General features: G+C 69.5%; 12 protein-coding genes and 1 pseudogene. 5 read left to right on the forward strand and 8 right to left on the reverse strand.

Annotation, left to right across the window (positions count from 1 at the left end):
- Positions 1-18: 18 nt before the first annotated feature.
- Both BLU22_RS08125 and BLU22_RS08130 read left to right on the forward strand, forming a co-directional pair.
- Positions 19-564, forward strand: a complete 546-nt coding sequence (locus BLU22_RS08125) for a methyltransferase family protein (RefSeq protein WP_090213512.1) — start codon at positions 19-21, stop codon at positions 562-564.
- Between the two features lie 85 nt (positions 565-649).
- Entirely contained in the window at positions 650-1,414 is a 765-nt protein-coding gene (locus BLU22_RS08130) for a ParA family protein (protein ID WP_090213514.1), read from the forward strand.
- Positions 1,415-1,432: 18 nt separating this feature from the next.
- On the opposite strand, the gene BLU22_RS08135 is transcribed toward BLU22_RS08130, so the two are convergent.
- The 7 genes from BLU22_RS08135 to BLU22_RS08165 form a co-directional block, all read right to left on the reverse strand.
- Positions 1,433-2,209, reverse strand: a complete 777-nt coding sequence (locus BLU22_RS08135; protein ID WP_090213515.1) for a universal stress protein — start codon at positions 2,207-2,209, stop codon at positions 1,433-1,435.
- Positions 2,210-2,281: 72 nt separating this feature from the next.
- Positions 2,282-2,716, reverse strand: coding sequence for a thioredoxin TrxC (trxC, locus tag BLU22_RS08140; protein WP_090213517.1), 435 nt, complete (start codon positions 2,714-2,716; stop codon positions 2,282-2,284).
- A 94-nt stretch (positions 2,717-2,810) separates the two neighbouring features.
- Complete coding sequence (locus BLU22_RS08145) at positions 2,811-4,088, reverse strand: bifunctional O-acetylhomoserine aminocarboxypropyltransferase/cysteine synthase (protein ID WP_090213518.1); 1,278 nt, start codon at positions 4,086-4,088, stop codon at positions 2,811-2,813.
- Between the two features lie 101 nt (positions 4,089-4,189).
- A complete protein-coding gene (locus tag BLU22_RS08150; RefSeq protein ID WP_090213520.1) occupies positions 4,190-5,983 on the reverse strand; it encodes an SLC13 family permease in 1,794 nt (597 codons plus the stop codon).
- Positions 5,984-6,165: 182 nt separating this feature from the next.
- Positions 6,166-7,629 carry a protein adenylyltransferase SelO gene (gene selO, locus BLU22_RS08155; RefSeq protein ID WP_090213521.1) on the reverse strand — a complete coding sequence of 488 codons (1,464 nt, stop codon included), beginning with the start codon at positions 7,627-7,629 and terminating at the stop codon, positions 6,166-6,168.
- 55 nt (positions 7,630-7,684) lie between these two features.
- A complete protein-coding gene (gene mscK, locus BLU22_RS08160; RefSeq protein WP_157718980.1) occupies positions 7,685-10,993 on the reverse strand; it encodes a mechanosensitive channel MscK in 3,309 nt (1,102 codons plus the stop codon).
- 107 nt (positions 10,994-11,100) lie between these two features.
- Complete coding sequence (locus tag BLU22_RS08165) at positions 11,101-12,837, reverse strand: potassium/proton antiporter (RefSeq protein WP_090213524.1); 1,737 nt, start codon at positions 12,835-12,837, stop codon at positions 11,101-11,103.
- A gap of 248 nt (positions 12,838-13,085) precedes the next feature.
- Between BLU22_RS08165 and BLU22_RS08170 the strand changes: the two genes are divergently transcribed.
- Positions 13,086-13,934, forward strand: a complete 849-nt coding sequence (locus BLU22_RS08170; RefSeq protein WP_090213526.1) for a 23S rRNA (adenine(2030)-N(6))-methyltransferase RlmJ — start codon at positions 13,086-13,088, stop codon at positions 13,932-13,934.
- Positions 13,935-14,016: 82 nt separating this feature from the next.
- Here BLU22_RS08170 and msrA read toward each other — a convergent pair whose 3' ends face one another.
- Positions 14,017-14,664, reverse strand: a complete 648-nt coding sequence (gene msrA / locus BLU22_RS08175; protein ID WP_090213528.1) for a peptide-methionine (S)-S-oxide reductase MsrA — start codon at positions 14,662-14,664, stop codon at positions 14,017-14,019.
- 153 nt (positions 14,665-14,817) lie between these two features.
- Here msrA and BLU22_RS08180 point away from each other — a divergent pair, with 153 nt between their 5' ends.
- The gene (locus BLU22_RS08180; protein ID WP_090213529.1) at positions 14,818-15,387 is read left to right on the forward strand and encodes a hypothetical protein; all 570 of its coding nucleotides are present in this window, start codon (positions 14,818-14,820) and stop codon (positions 15,385-15,387) included.
- A 124-nt stretch (positions 15,388-15,511) separates the two neighbouring features.
- Positions 15,512-15,697: pseudogene (locus BLU22_RS08185) on the forward strand (IS5/IS1182 family transposase); the annotation flags it as partial.
- Positions 15,698-15,758: the final 61 nt, after the last annotated feature.

Here is a 15,758-nt window from a genome sequence, read left to right on the forward strand (position 1 = left end):
CGAAGGAAGGACGATCCGATGCAGATACTGATTTTCGTGCTGGGCTCGCTGGGGCTGGCCTGGCTGTCGCGCGCCGTGCTGCTGCGCCCGCGTAGCCACGGTTTCTACCGCTTCTTCGCCTGGGAGGCGATTCTCGGCCTGCTGGTGCTCAACGGCCCGGTGTGGTTCGTCGACCGCTATGCGCCGCACCAGCTGCTGTCCTGGGTGCTGTTGTTCGTTTCCATCGGCGTGCTGGTCGCCGGCTTGCACCTGCTGCGCCGGGTCGGCCGGCCAGATACGCAGCGCGGCGAGGAAGGCCTGTTCGCCTTCGAGCAGACCTCGACGCTGGTCACCGTCGGCATCTTCCGCTACATCCGCCATCCGCTGTACGCCTCGCTGCTGTTGCTGGCTTGGGGCATATTCTTCAAGCAGCCCGGATTGCTTGGCGCTCTTTGCGCGCTGCTGGCCAGCGGCGCTCTATGGCTGACCGCACTGAAGGATGAGCAGGAATGCCTGGCGCATTTTGGCGAGGACTATCGGCAGTACATGCAGTTCAGCAAGCGCTTCATCCCGTTCCTGCTCTGAGTCGCACGGCCTGCCAGGCCCCGGCGAACGTGGCAGAATCGCAGCTCATGACATTCGATGAAGCGGACGACAGGGAGATAGCGGCATGCGGCGCGTGGTATTCAATCAGAAGGGCGGAGTCGGCAAGTCGAGCATTGCCTGCAATCTGGCGGCGGTGAGCGCGGCGCAGGGCTATCGCACCCTGCTGATCGATCTGGACAGCCAGGCCAACTCCACCCACTACCTCACCGGGCTGACCGGCGCGGACATTCCGGTGGGCATCGACGACTTCTTCCGCCAGGTGCTGGCCGGCAGCGCCGGCAAGAAGCCCAGGGTCAGGGTGCTGAGCACGCCGTTCGCCAATCTCGACCTGATCACCGCCAGCCCCGAACTGGCCGACCTGCAGCCCAAGCTGGAGGCCAAGCACAAGATCAACAAGCTGCGCAAACTGCTCGACGAGCTGGCCGAGGACTACGAGCGGATCTACCTGGATACCCCGCCGGCGCTGAACTTTTACACGGTTTCCGCGCTGATCGGTGCCGATCGCGTGCTGATTCCCTTCGACTGCGACAGTTTCTCGCGTCAGGCGCTGTACGGCCTGCTGGCCGAGCTGGAGGAGCTGAAGGAGGACCACAACGAGGACCTCGAGGTCGAGGGCATCGTGGTCAACCAGTTCCAGCCGCGCGCCGCGCTGCCGCAGCAGATCCTCGACGAACTGATCGCCGAAGGCCTGCCGGTGCTGCCGGTGTATCTGGGAAGTTCGGTGAAGATGCGCGAGTCGCACCAGGCCTGCCGGCCGCTGATCCATCTCGATCCGCGCCACAAGCTGACCCGGCAGTTCGTCGAGCTGCACGCCCACCTCGAAGGCTGAGGCGCCGCCTCGGGCGGCTCAGCGCACCAGCAGTACGTCGCACGGCGGCTGGCGCAGCATCTGCAGCGCTAGGCTGCCGAGCAGCGCGTCGGCCAGGGCGCCGCGGCTGTGGCTGCCGAGGGCCAGCAGGTGCGGCTGCAGTTCGTCGATCAGTTGCTGCAGACACTGGTCGCGCTCGCCGGCGCGCCAGGCCGGGCGCAGCGGCGGAGCCTCGGCGTCTAGGCGCGCGTGCTCCTCCTCCAGCAGGCGTTCGAACAGCTCGCGCTGGAAGGCCAGTTCCTCGGGGTCGTCGCCGGCGTGCAGGGCGGCGACTTCGTGGACATGGGCGACGTGCAGCTGGGCTTCGGGTTCGAGCAGCGTCGCCGCCCGTTGCAGGGCGCGGCTGGCGCAGGGCGAGAAGTCCAGCGGCACCAGTGCGCGCTGCCAGGGCGCGGGGTCGGCCCGTACCGCGAGCAGCACCGGGGTCGGACAGCGTTGCAGGATCTGCTCCAGGGTGGTGCCGGAAAAGCCCTGCGGCGAGTCGCGGTGATGGTCGCCGAGCACCAGCAGGTCGGCCTGCAGCCAGCCGGCCAGCGCGGGGATCTCCATCGCCGCGCGGCCGCGCGCCAGACGCAGCTCGGCATGGGGCGCCGCGGCGGCCAGCCGGGTGCGGGCGGCAGCCTCGTCGGCGCCCTCGCCCAGCACATGCACCAGACTCAGGCGCGCGCCCTGCCGGCGGGCCAGCTGCTCCGCGCGGCGCAGGGCCAGGTCGGCTTCCGGGCTGAGGTCGTGGGCGATCAGGATGTGCTTGAGCATGGCGGTCTCACACGCAGGACGGAGGGCGCCAGTATGCCGCGCCCGGCCGGGGCTGTCCCGCCCGCGCCCGGCTCACAGGCCGTGGCGCTGCAGCCAGGCGCGGAGTTGCGGCAGCGCGAGGGCGCCGCTCTGCCGCGCCACTTCGCGGCCGTCCTTGAAGAGGATCAGGGTGGGAATCGAGCGGATGCCGAGCTGGCCGGCCAGCCCCTGTTCCGCCTGGCTGTCCAGCTTGGCCAGCCGCACCCAGCCGGCGAGCTGCCGGGCGGCCTGGTCGAACACCGGGGCGAAGGCCTTGCACGGCCCGCACCAGTCGGCCCAGACGTCGAGCAGCAGCGGCAGGTCGCCCTTGAGCTGGGCGGCGAAGTTGCCGGCGTGGACGGCGAAGGGCGCGGCGGGCAGCACGGCCTGCTTGCAGCGCCCGCAGCGCGGGGCGTCGGCGAGGCGCGCGGCGGGAATGCGGTTGAGCCCGTCGCAGTGCGGGCAGGGGACGAGCAGCTGGTCGGTCATGGCAGCCTCCGGGTGGGTATTGCTCCAGAGTGGGGGCGGCGCCAGGGATATCAAGGCGCTGCGGGGTGCGCCGCGACGGCGCACCCCGCGTGGCTCAGCCGCGGGAGGCTTCCAGCGCCTGGGTGAGGTCGGCGAGGATGTCGTCGATGTGCTCGATGCCGATGGACAGGCGGATCATGTCCTGGCTGACGCCGGCGCGGGCCAGCTCCTCGGCGTTGAGCTGGCGGTGGGTGGTGCTCGCCGGGTGGCAGGCCAGCGACTTGGCATCGCCGATGTTGACCAGGCGCACCACCAGCTGCAGGGCGTCGATGAAGCGCGCGCCGGCTTCCAGGCCGCCCTTGATGCCGAAGGAGAGGATCGACGCTGGGGCGCCGCCCATGTACTTCTGCGCCAGTTCGTGCTCGGGATGCTCGGCGAGGCCGGCGTACTTCACCCAGGCCACCTGCTCGTGGCCGGCGAGGAACTCGGCGACCCGCAGGGCGTTGCTGCAGTGGCGCTCCATGCGCAGGGCGAGGGTTTCCAGGCCCTGGAGAATGAGGAAGGCGTTGAACGGCGACAGCGCCGCACCCATGTTGCGCAGCGGCACCACCCGGCAGCGGGCGATGAAGGCCGCGGCGCCGAAGGTTTCGCTGTAGTTGACCCCGTGGTAGGAGACGTCCGGGGTGTTGAGCAGTGGGAAGCGCTCGCGGTTGTCGGCCCAGGGGAACTTGCCGGCGTCCACCACGATGCCGCCGAGGCTGGTGCCGTGGCCGCCCATGTACTTGGTCAGCGAATGCACCACGATGTCGGCGCCGTGCTCGAAGGGCCGGCACAGCGCCGGGCTGGCCACGGTGTTGTCGACGATCAGCGGCACGCCGTGGCGGTGCGCGGCCTTGGCCAGGGCTTCGAGGTCGACGATGTTGCCCGCCGGGTTGCCGATGGATTCGCAGAACACCGCCTTGGTGTTGGCGTCGATCAGCGCCTCCAGCGACTCGATGTCGTCGTGCGGAGCGAAGCGCACCTCGATGCCCTGGCGCGGTAGGGTGTGGGCGAACAGGTTGTAGGTGCCGCCGTAGAGCTTGGCCACCGAGACGATGTTGTCGCCGGCCTCGGCGAGGGTCTGGATCGCGTAGGTGATCGCCGCCATGCCCGAGGCCACCGCCAGCGCGGCGATGCCGCCCTCCAGGGCCGCGACGCGCTTCTCCAGCACGTCGTTGGTGGGGTTCATGATGCGCGTGTAGATGTTTCCCGGCACCTTGAGATCGAACAGGTCGGCGCCGTGCTGGGTGTCGTCGAAGGCGTAGGAGGTGGTCTGGTAGATCGGCACCGCCACCGCCTTGGTGGTCGGATCGGGGCTGTAGCCGGCGTGGATGGCCAGGGTTTCCAGTTTCATGCGCGCGTCCTTGGAGGGCAGGGAAAGCGCGCAGCATGCCGAGAGGCGCCGGCCGCGGTCAATGACGTGGAGCAAGCCGGCCCGGAGCGCCGGGGCCGGGCTTACGGCGCCGGCACCAGCGGCCAGAACAGCGGGATCACCGCCGTGGCCACCAGCCAGAGCAGGATGTTCAGCGGGATGCCGACCTTCATGAAGTCGCCGAAGCGGTAGCCGCCGGCGTTGTAGACGAAGGTGTTGGTCTGGTAGCCGATCGGCGTGGCGAAGCTGGCGCTGGCGGCGAACATCACCGCGACGACGAAGGCGCGCGGATCGACGCCCAGGTGCTGGGCCATGCCGATGGCGATGGGGGTGACCAGCACCGCCACCGCGTTGTTGGACAGCACTTCGGTGAGGATCGAGGTGAACAGGTAGATGAACGACAGCAGCAGTAGCGGCCCGGCCCAAGGCAGCAGGCCCATCACGTTCTCGACGATCAGCCGTACCAGGCCGACCTTGTCCATGGCGATGCTCACCGCCAGCATGCCGAATATCAGGCTGAGGATCTTCCAGTCCACCGCCTTGTAGGCGTCCTCGACGTCCAGGCAGCGGGTGGCCAGCACCACCGCGGCGCCGATGATCGCCAGGCCCTCGATGGGCATCACGCCGAGGGCGGCCAGCAGCATCACCGCGGCGGTGGCGAGGATGGCGATCGGCGCCTTGTCGCGGCGGTAGGCGCGCTCCTGCACGGCGTTGAGGCTGATCAGCTCGCCGTTGTCGGCGAAACGCTTGATCTGCGCCGGGGTGCCCTCCACCAGCATCACGTCGCCGAACTGCAGCTGGAAGTCGTCGAGGTTGCCCTGCACATTCTCGTCCTGGCGATGCACCGCCAGCACGTTGATGCCGTAGCGCGCGCCGAGGTCGAGGTCGCGCATCGGCCGGTGGCTGTAGCGCGAGTTGCGGCCGACGATGGCCTCGGCGAGCACCACGTTCTGGCTGCTCACCGTCTCGAAGGCGTCGCCGCGATTGAAGGCCAGGTGGCCGCTCTCGCGCAGGTCGACGACGTCGCGCACCTGGCCGTGCAGCACCAGCAGGTCGCCGGCGTGCAGCACGAAGTCGTGAGTCGGCCGGCTGATCTGCTCGCCGTCGCGGCTGATCTGCAGCACCTGCAGGCCGCTGCCGCCGTTGAGGTTGGCCTCGCCGATGGTCTTGCCGATCACCGCCGAGCCGGCCGGCACCAGCAGCTCGCTCATGAACGTGCGCTCCAGGTCCGGGCGCAGCTGGCGCGACAGGGTGTCGCGCGCCGGCAGCAGGTGTTTGCCGATGGTCAGCAGGTAGGCCATGCCGGCGGCAGCGAGGATCAGGCCGGCGCCGGTGATCTCGAACATGCCGAAGGGTTCGAGGCCGGCCTTGCGCGCCACGCCGTCGACCAGGATGTTGGTCGAGGTGCCGATCATGGTCAGAGTGCCGCCGAGGATGGTGGCGTAGGACAGCGGGATCAGCAGCTTGGAGGGGAGGGTGCCGGCGCGCTTGGCCAGGGCGATGGCCACCGGAGTGAGGATCGCCACCACCGGGGTGTTGTTGAGGAAGGCGGAGATTACCAGGGCGGTGACGGTCAGGCCGGCCAGCACCCGCGTCGGACTGGTGCCGACCAGATCGCCCAGCCAGTTGCCGAGGGCGTCGATGCAGCCGGTGCGCTCCAGCGCGGCGGACAGCACGAACATGCAGGCGATGGTCACCGGCGCCGAGTTGGACAGCACGCCGAGCACCTCGGCCGGCAGCAGCAGGCCGGTGACCAGCAGGGCGGCCACGGCGATGGCGACGACGATGTCCGGGCTCCACTTCTCGCGGATGAACGCATACAGAACCCAGACCAGCAGGGCGGCGACGAACCAGAGCGACAGCGAGTCCGGAAGCATGGACATCCTTGGGGCGAATCTCGTGTGAGGTATCGGCCGGACGCCCTGTGGGGGGCCGGCGGGGCCTCAACAATAGGGCGATTCGCTTAGACAGTCCAAGAATGTTTGAGCAGGTTTATATGCCTCCGGGTATTAAGAAAACGGGCCGGCCGGGGGGCTGCCGGCGGCCCTGCGCCGCACCCTCAGGACGAGCAGCTGATCGCCAGGTGCTTGCCCCATGCCGGCGGGCGCTCGGCGTAGCGGGCCATGTCCGGCTGCTCGTCGAAGGGCCGCGACAGCACCGCGTGCAGCTCGCGCACCGCCGCGTAGTCGTCCTTTTCCGCCGCCTCGATGGCCTGTTGGGCCAGGTAGTTGCGCAGGACGTAGCGCGGGTTGACCGCGTGCATGCGCGCCCGGCGCTGCGCCTCGTCGTCCGCGCCGTCGCGCTCGACGCGCGCCAGATAGTCGCGGCCCCAGGCGTCGAAGCCGGCCAGATCGACGAATGCCTCGCGCAGCGCGCCCAGCGCCTCGGCGGCCGGGGTTTCGCCGAGGCGGCGAAAGAACTGCGGGTAATCCACGCCGCCCATCTGCATCAGCGCCAGCAGGCGTTGCAGCAGGGCCTCGTCGCCGTCCTCGGCGCGGCGCAGGCCGAGACGCTGGCGCATGCGCGCCAGCCAGTGCTGCCGATAGTGGGGCAGGAAGTGGCCGAGGGCCTCGCGCAGCGCCTCGACCGGAGCCAGCGGAGTGAGCGCCTGGGCCAGCGCGGAGAGGTTCCAGTGGGCGATCGGCACCTGGTTCTCGAAGCGGTAGCGACCGCCGTCGTCGGAGTGGTTGCAGACGTGGCCGGCGTCGAAGTCGTCGAGGAAGCCGTAGGGGCCGAAGTCGAAGGTCAGGCCGAGCAGCGACATGTTGTCGGTGTTCATCACCCCGTGGCAGAAGCCGTAGGCCTGCCACAGAGCGACGGTCTGCGCGGTGCGCTCGACCACCTCGGCGAACAGCGCCGCGACCGGCTCGGCGGCGTCGCGGCAGGCCGGGAAGTGGCAGTCCAGGGCATGCTCGGCGAGCTGGCGCAGGGCCTCGTGCTGGCGGGTGTAGTAGAAGAACTCGAAGTGGCCGAAGCGCAGGTGGCTGGGCGCGAGGCGCAGCAGGGTGGCAGCCTTTTCCGGGCGCTCGCGGTACACCGGGGTGTCGGAGGCGATCACGCACAGCGCGCGGGTGGTGGGGATGCCCAGCGCGGCGAGGTGCTCGCTGGCGAGGAACTCGCGGATCGAGCTGCGCAGCACCGCGCGGCCGTCGCCCATGCGCGAGTAGGGGGTGTAGCCGGCGCCCTTGAGGTGCAGGTCCCAGTGTTCGCCGCGGGCGTTGAGCACCTCGCCGAGCAGCAGGCCGCGGCCGTCGCCGAGCTGCGGGTTGTAGACGCCGAACTGGTGGCCGGAGTAGACCATCGCCCGCGGCTCGGCGTCCTGCCACAGCGACTGGCCGGCGAACAGGGCGACGAACTCGGCGCGCTCGCTCTCGCGCGGGTCGAGGTCGAGCAGCGCCAGGGCCGCCGGGCTGGCCACCACCAGCCGGGGTCGCTCGACGGGCTGGGGCAGCACGGCGGTGGAGAAGGTGTCGCCGAGGCGGGCGAAGCGGTTGTCGAAGGCGAGCTGGTCGAGGGTCTTCACGGGGGTCTCCGGCAATTCCCGAGCATTCTGCTGGGAATTGCCGCAGGCCGTCCAGTCAGGCGTCGCTCGGCTTGAGCGGCTGGTCGGCGACCAGCCGGGCTTCCTGGCCGTGGAGGTTCTTCACGTAGACGTCGAGCTGGCGGAAGGCGATGTCGATGCCCTGCTCGCGGAACTGGCGGTCGATCTCGCGGTTGATCTCGTCGATCGCCGGGTTGCGGTCGCCCAGCTCGCGCACGTGGATGCGCAGCTCGTGGTCGAGGGTGCTTTCGCTGAAGGTGAGGAACAGCACCTGCGGGTCCGGTTCCTTGAGCACCCGCGGGTTGTCGCGGGCGATCTGCAGCAGCAGCTTGCGCACCAGCTCCAGGTCCGAGCCGTAGGCCACGCCGATCCGCAGGGTCACCCGGGTCACGGTGTCGCTCAGCGACCAGTTGATCAGCTGGCTGGTGATGAAGGTCTTGTTCGGGACGATGATTTCCTTGCGGTCGAAATCGATGATGGTGGTGGCGCGGATGCGGATCTTGCTTACCGAGCCGGACAGGTTGCCGATGGTCACCACGTCGCCGATGCGGATCGGCCGCTCGAACAGCAGGATCAGGCCGGAGATGAAGTTGGCGAAGATCTCCTGCATGCCGAAGCCGATGCCCACCGACAGCGCGGCGACCAGCCACTGCAGCTTGTCCCAGCTCAGGCCGAGGGTCGACAGGGTGCTGACCAAGCCGAAGGCTACGATGGCGTAGGACAGCAGGGTGGTGGTGGCATAGGCGCTGCCCTGGGCCAGACGCAGGCGCGACAGCACGAGGATTTCCAGCAGGCCCGGCAGGTTGCGCGCCAGCATCAGGGTCACGACGAGGATCGCCAGGGCGCCGAGCAGGTCGCCGAGGCTCAGCGGCACGTTGCTGACCTGCTCGCCGCTGACGCTGGTGTATTCGTAGAGAGTCACGCTGTCGAGGTAGGTGAACACCGCCAGCAGGTCGGCCCAGACCAGGTAGAACAGACCGATGAAGCCGAGCAGCAGGCCCAGGCGCACCAGGCGCAGCGACTGCTGGTTGATCTGCTCCAGGGCCAGGGTCGGCTCCTCGATCACCTCGCCGCCCTCGGCGCCTTCGCGCGGCTGGCTCTGCTGGCGCTCCAGGGCGCGCTGGAAGGCCAGGCGCCGCGCGGCGACGCCCAGGCCGCGGATCACCGTGGACTGCACCACCACCCAGATGGCGATCAGGTAGAGGGTGTCGAGCAGCCGGTCGGTGAGCTTGAGGGCGGTGTAGTAGTAGCCCGAGCCGACCAGCAGCAGGTGGGCCAGCGGCAGGCCGACCAGCAGCAGCGCGGCGACGAAGTGCAGGATCCGCGAGCCGAAGAATGGCGGCTGGCTGAGCATGATGCGCAGCAGGATGGCGCCCATCAGCAGGAAGCCGACCAGCACGATGAGGATGCCCAGCACGTCGTCGGCCAGTCCCGACAGCTGGCGCTGGGCGATGCTCACCACCAGCACCATCGGCATCACCACCAGGCCGAGCTTGCGCACCTGGCGCTGCAGGGTCTGCACCTGGGCGGCCGGCCACTGGAAGTGCTGCTCGGCGACGCCGCCGCGGGCCAGCAGGCGGTAGCTGACGCCGAACACCAGCATGGCCTGGGCCAGCTTGAGCAGCGATTCGCCGAACACCGTGGTGGCCTGCTGCGGGTCCTGGATCAGCAGCAGGCCGCAGGCGGCGACGATCAGCGGGACCGGCAGCACCAGCAGGAAGTGGCAGAACAGCGCCAGCGGGGTGATCAGCTGGCTGTCGCTGCGCGGGTGGTTGACGTTGCGGTCGAGGGCCGCGAGCTGGCGGCGCAGCCAGCCGCGTCCGGCGAGCAGGGCGCCGAGCAGGGCCAGCAGCGGCACCAGCAGCAGCGGCTGGCCGATCAGACCGTGGCCGATGGCACGGGCGCTGTCGGCCACCGGCAGGGCGTCGAGCTGGCGCTGCAGGCGTCCAGGCGCCTCCTTGAGCCAGGCCAGGTCGAGGGGCTTGTTGCTGGCCACCCAGAACATCTGCTCGTCGAGGGTGCGGCTGAGGCTGGCGCTGGTGTCGAGCAGCTGCTTCTGGTTGAGCTGCAGGGTGATGGCCTGGGTGAGCAGGTTGCCCAGCTCGCCGTTGAGGCGTTCGAGCAGCTCCAGACGCCCGCGCACCAGCTGGTCCAGTTCCGCGCGCAGCTCGTCGGTGACGCTGTCGCTGGGCTGGCTGGCCAGCAGGCTGTCGACGTACAGGCCGGGGTTGGCGATCTCGGCGCGGCGCTGGTTGAGTTCGAACTGGTAGAGGCGCAGGTCGGCGATCTCGTCGGCCAGCTTGCCGTAGACGCTGACCTTGGGCAGGGCGTTCTTCTGCTGATAGAGGATGCGGGTCAGCAGCAGGCTGCCCTTGAGCACGGCGATCTGCTCGTCGAGGGCCTGGGCGGTCTGCTGCAGGCTGTCGAGCTGCTGCTTGGTTTCGAGGTTGCGGCGGGTCAGCTCGTTGGCGCGGTCGGTGGCCTTGAGCAGGTAGTCGCTGAGCGCCAGGTTGAGGTCGGCCTGGGTGGCCAGCAGACTGCCGCGGCGGTTGTCCTGGCTGTCGCGGGCCAGTTGCGCGACGGTTTCCGCCGACTCCTCGCGACGCTTGTCGTTGAGGGTGTTCTGCAGGGCGAGGATGTCCGCTTCCAGCTGGGCGATGCGCTGGGTGAGCAGGGCGCGGCGGCTGGTCGAGAGGTCCTGCAGCAGGCTGTTGCCGGCCAGTTCCTGGCTGCGCAGGCGCGACACCGCTTCCAGGGCGGCCAGTTCGGTCTGCAGCATGGTCTGCTGCTCGGCGCTCAGCGGTCCGCTCTTGTCGCGGCCGGCCTTGAGGATGTCGCGGATCGCCTGGCTGCGGGTCTGGTTGGCGCTGATCTCGGCCTGGGCGCGCTCGGGGCGGGTCTGCGCCTCGATCAGCGCGTTGGTGGCCTGGGCCAGCTGCTCCTGCCAGTCGTTGAGCTGCGGCAGGCGCTCGGCGAGCAGCGCCTCCAGCGCTGCGACGGGGCGCTCGCGGTAACGCTGCAGCAGGTGCTCGGGGTTGACCGGCTGCAGCTGGGCCAACTCGTGCTGGGCCCGTTCGGTCTGCTGCGGCGCGCTGGCCAGCTGCTGCTTGAGGGCGGCCAGCCGCGCGTCGCTGTCGCGCAGGCGCTCCAGGTTGGCGAGGGTCTTCTGCAGGCTGTCCTGCAGGCTCTTGTGTTCGGCCTCGGGCAGCTTGCGCGCTTCGAGGGCGGCGAGGCTCTCGCGCACGCTGTCGGCGCTGGGCAGGTCGTTGGCCGCCTGGGCGAGGGTGGTGAACAGCAGCAGGAAGGCGAGCAGGAGAGGGGCGTACAACGGGCGTGGCTGGCGCATGGCGGGGGACGGGCTGGCGAATGAGCGCAAAGCCTACTGGGGACGGGCGGCCAGCGGCAAGCCGCCCGTCGTGCGTCGAAGCAAAAGCGCCGGACGGGCCTGCCGGCTCAGAACAGCAGTTGCGGGCCGCTGCGTCCCTCGGGGAACTTCACCCCGACCTTGCGGATGCGTTTGCCGTCCATCTGCGCCACGGTCCAGAGCTGTCCCGCCCACTCGATCTGGTCGCCGACCACCGGCTCGCCGCCGATCTCGCGGGCCATCAGCTGGGCCAGCTGCAGCTCGGCGTCCTGGGCGTCGAGCTTGAGGCCGTAGAGCGCGGCCACCGCGCCGAGCTGGGCGTCGCCTTCGAGGATGAAGTCGCCGAAGAAGCGCAGGTCGCGCTGCGGCTCCTCGCTGAACAGCTTGCCGAGGGCCGGCAGGTCGTGCTCGTGGCCGATCACGCAGAGGATGTCGCCGACCTCCAGGCGGGTGCTGCCGCTGGGGTGCAGCAGTTCCTTGCGCCGGAACAGCGCGGCGATACGGGTGCCCTCGGGCATCTTCAGCTGGCGCAGCTGGGCGCCCACGCACCAGCGGTCGGCGCGCAGCTTGTAGACGAACATCTCCCACTGGCTGGTCGGGTGGATCTGCAGGCCGGCGCGGGAGATCGGCGCTGGCTGCGGCGGCACCTCGACGCGCGCCTTGCGCGCCGCCCAGCCGAGGGTGCTGCCCTGCACCAGCAGCGAGACCAGCACGATGAAGAACGCCACGTTGAAGAACAACTGGGCATTGGGCAGTCCGGCGACCAGCGGGAACACCGCGAGGATCACCGGCACCGCGCCGCGCAGGCCGATCCAGGAGATGAACAGGCGCTCGCGGAAGTGGAAGGCGCGGAACGGCAGCAGGCCGATGAACACCGACAGCGGGCGGGCGAAGAGGATCATCCACAGCGACAGCAGCAGCGCCGGCACGGCGATCGGCAGCAGCTGGTGGGGGGTGAGCAGCAGGCCGAGGACCAGGAACATGCCGATCTGGCTGAGCCAGGCCAGGCCGTCGAACATGTGCAGGATGCCGTGGCGGTTGCGGATCGGCCGGTTGCCGAGCATCAGGCCGCAGGTGTAGACGGCGAGGATGCCGCTGCCGCCGATCTCCCCGGACAGCGCGTAGATCATGATCCCGCCGCTGACCGCCAGCAGCGGGTAGAGGCCGTCGGCCACCGACAGGCGATTGACCAGCTGCAGCAGCAGCCAGCCGCCGGCCAGGCCCAGGGCGATGCCGATGCCGAACTGCTGCACCAGGCTGAACAGCACGTCCCAGGCGGTCAGGCTCTGCCCCGAGGCGAGCACGCCGATCAGGGTCACGGTGAGGAACATGGCCATCGGGTCGTTGCTGCCCGACTCGATCTCCAGGGTCGAGCCGACCCGTTCGTTGAGGCCCTTGCCGTTGAGTAGGTTGAACACCACCGCGGCGTCGGTGGAGCCGACGATGGCGCCGATCAGCAGGCCTTCGAGCAGCGTGAGGTTGAACAGCCAGGCGGCGGCCACCCCGGTCAGGCCGGCGGTGATCACCACGCCCACGGTGGCCAGCGACATCGCCGGCCACAGCGCGACGCGGAAGGTCGCCGCGCGGGTGCGCATGCCGCCGTCGAGGAGGATCACCGCCAGCGCCAGGTTGCTGACCAGGTAGGCCAGCGAGTAGTCGTTGAACACGATGCCGCCGATGCCGTCGACGCCGGCGAGCATGCCGACCGCGAGGAAGATCACCAGGACGGGGATGCCGATGCGCGCCGAAAACGAGCTGACCAGGATGCTGACGCCCACCAGCAGGGCACCGATGAAGAACAAGCTGTTGACGGCCGCAGGATCCAAAGGCTTCTCCCGTGTGCGGGGTTGACGGCAAGGCGGTTTCATGCAGGGTGCATGCCAAGCGATTCTAACCCGTTGATTTATCGAATGGTCAAAAAATATCCGTGAATTTTTGTGACGATTTTTCTGTCTCCGGCCGCTCTGCGCCGCGACTGCGGAGGACGCTGGCGAACTGCTAGACTGCGCGCCACCCCGTTTTCCTGGCCGGCCGCACTCGCGGCGCCGGCCGCTGCAGCCGGAACCCGCCGCCGATGAACTACCGTCACGCCTTCCACGCCGGCAACCATGCCGATGTGCTCAAGCACGCCGTCCTCTGCCGCCTGCTCGCCCTGCTGGCGCGCAAGGACAAGCCCTTCGCCTACCTCGACAGCCATGCCGGCATCGGCTTCTACGACCTGTGCGGCGTGCAGGCCGGCAAGACCGACGAATGGCGCGAGGGCATCGGCCGCCTGTGGTTGCGCGACGACCTGCCGGCGCTGCTCGACGACTACCGGGCGACCATCGCCGCGCTCAACCCCGACGGCGGGCTGCGCTACTACCCCGGCTCGCCGGAGATCGCCCGCCGCCTGAGTCGCGCGCAGGATCGCGTGCTGCTCAACGAGAAGCACCCCGAGGACGGCCGTCTGCTCAAGGACAACATGGCCGGCGACCGGCGGGTCAGCGTGCACCTGGGCGAGGGCTGGCACCTGGCCAAGGCTCTGCTGCCGGTGGCCGAGAAGCGCGCGCTGCTGCTGATCGACCCGCCCTTCGAGCAGGCCGACGAGCTGCAGCGCTGCACCGAGGCGCTGGCCACCGCCATCGCGCGGATGCGCCAGACGGTGGTGGCGATCTGGTATCCGATCAAGGATCAGCGCCAGCTCAAGCGGTTCTACCAGGAGGCGCAGAAGAGCGGCGCGCCCAAGCTGCTGCGCGCCGAGCTGTGGGTGCATCCCACCGACAACCCGGCTGGCCTCAACGGCTCGGGCCTGCTGATCGCCAATCCGCCGTGGCCGCTGGAAGACGAGCTGCGCGAGCTGCTGCCCTACCTGGCCGAGCGCCTGGCACAGAGCCAGGGCGGCTGGCGGCTGGACTGGCTGATCGAGGAGCAGGCGGGCGGCTGAGACCGCCGGGAGTGCGCCGGGCGGACCAAGCGCTAGCGCGCGGCCGTGGTGCGCGCGGTGCCCACGGCGCGCCCCTCGCCGCTCACTCCGGCAGGCACACCCCGGTGCCGCGCAGGCCGCAGTAGCCGCCGGGGTTCTTGGCCAGGTACTGCTGGTGGTAGGCCTCGGCGTAGTAGAAGGGCACGTCCTGGCGGATCTCGGTGGTGAGCGGGCCGTAGCCGGCGTCCGCCAGCGCGGCGGCGTAGGCGGCGGCGCTGGCCTGTGCCCGGGCCAGTTGTGCGGCCGTGGTGCAGTAGATCGCCGAGCGGTACTGGGTGCCGATGTCGTTGCCCTGGCGCATCCCCTGGGTCGGGTCGTGGGCTTCCCAGAACACCCGCAGCAGCGCCTCCAGCGAGGTTTCCCGCGGGTCGAAGACCACCCGCACCACCTCGGTATGCCCGGTCAGCCCCGAGCACACCTCGTCGTAGGTGGGGTTGGGCGTGATGCCTCCGGCGTAGCCGGCCGCGGTGACCCTGACCCCCGGCTGCTGCCACAGACGCCGTTCGGCGCCCCAGAAGCAGCCCATACCGAGCAGCAGCTCCTCGCAGCCGGCGGGGAAGGGCGGTTGCAGGGGCTGGCCGTTGACGCAGTGCGTCTCGGGCACCGGCATCGGGCTGTCGCGGCCGGGCAGGGCCTGGTCGGCGCCGGGCAGCGCCTGCTTGTGGACGAGGATTGCGGAGCGCAGGACCATGGCGGCCTCCTGGACTGTGATGTGGATACGGCCTTTCAAGATGCCCGCCAGGGCGGCGTCCCGCAACCTTGTCACATCCTGTTGCCGGTGGTTCGCCGCCGCTGCCGGCTGGATTATGCTGGCGGCAGTTTTCACCACCAAGGACACGCCTTCATGCGATCCGGACTTCTGCAACGCCTGCGCCGCGGGCTGCTGCTGGCCCTGCTCGGCGCCAGCCTGCCGGCCAATGCCGCCGGCGAAAACGTTCCCGCCAGCGCCCGTCAGGGCGACAGCGGCGAAGCCAGCCACAGCCTGGCGCTCGACGGCGCCGAGCGCGCCCGCTACCTGAGCGAGCTCAAGCGCCTATACCCCGGCAAGAGCGCGCAGCGCGCCCTGCTCGAACACTGCAACCGCCTGCTGGAGAGCTACGCACCCTGCACCCAGGGCCGCGCGGCGCGCGAGGCGGTGCCGCTGTTCCAGCTGGAGCTGCTCGGCGACGCCCTCAAGGTGCGCGGCGAGCTGCGCCATGCCGACGGCCGGCTGAGCCTGAGCGAGCGGACCCTGCCGCTGGCCGGGCTGCCCCGCCAGCTGGGTTATCTCTATCCCGAGCAGGGCGCGCTCTGCCATGTGCTCGATCCGCGCGATGCGACGCCGCTGCTGACCCTGAGCCGCGATCTGACCGGGGTGGCCGAGCTGACCCGGGCGCTGGGCCTGCTGATCGGCGAGCTGCAGCAAGCGGCCTGAGCCGTTCTGCTGATTGCCGGAACACAAGAAACCCCGCCGAGGTTATGCGTAGTCTCTGACCACTCATAATCTTGACCAGAATGCCGTATCCCACCTCGGGGTATGGCATTTTTTGCATCTGACCAAGATTAGGTGGTTGCTGGCAGACAAGGGCTACGATGCCGAGCACTTGCGCCAGTACTGCGACCGTTACCGGATGCCGCCTGTGATTCCGCTGCGAGCCATAAAACGCAAGCCCAAGCCGGGATGACCAAGGCTGTTCGACCGCCCGAAATACCGGCAGCGCGACATCATCGAGCGGATGTTCGGCTAGCTGAAGGAGATCCGCCGAATTAATCGCCCCGAATCCCCACTAAGTGCGGAAAGTGACT

Origin of the sequence: Pseudomonas guangdongensis (assembly GCF_900105885.1) — a bacterium.
GTDB lineage: Bacteria > Pseudomonadota > Gammaproteobacteria > Pseudomonadales > Pseudomonadaceae > Geopseudomonas > Geopseudomonas guangdongensis.

Coding starts and splice junctions, on each gene's coding strand:
- BLU22_RS08125 (WP_090213512.1), top strand. CDS start 19: ATGCAGATACTGATTTTCGTGCTGGGCTCGCTGGGGCTGGCCTGGCTG.
- BLU22_RS08130 (WP_090213514.1), top strand. CDS start 650: ATGCGGCGCGTGGTATTCAATCAGAAGGGCGGAGTCGGCAAGTCGAGC.
- BLU22_RS08135 (WP_090213515.1), bottom strand. CDS start 2,209: ATGCTCAAGCACATCCTGATCGCCCACGACCTCAGCCCGGAAGCCGAC.
- trxC (WP_090213517.1), bottom strand. CDS start 2,716: ATGACCGACCAGCTGCTCGTCCCCTGCCCGCACTGCGACGGGCTCAAC.
- BLU22_RS08145 (WP_090213518.1), bottom strand. CDS start 4,088: ATGAAACTGGAAACCCTGGCCATCCACGCCGGCTACAGCCCCGATCCG.
- BLU22_RS08150 (WP_090213520.1), bottom strand. CDS start 5,983: ATGCTTCCGGACTCGCTGTCGCTCTGGTTCGTCGCCGCCCTGCTGGTC.
- mscK (WP_157718980.1), bottom strand. CDS start 10,993: ATGCGCCAGCCACGCCCGTTGTACGCCCCTCTCCTGCTCGCCTTCCTG.
- BLU22_RS08170 (WP_090213526.1), top strand. CDS start 13,086: ATGAACTACCGTCACGCCTTCCACGCCGGCAACCATGCCGATGTGCTC.
- msrA (WP_090213528.1), bottom strand. CDS start 14,664: ATGGTCCTGCGCTCCGCAATCCTCGTCCACAAGCAGGCGCTGCCCGGC.
- BLU22_RS08180 (WP_090213529.1), top strand. CDS start 14,818: ATGCGATCCGGACTTCTGCAACGCCTGCGCCGCGGGCTGCTGCTGGCC.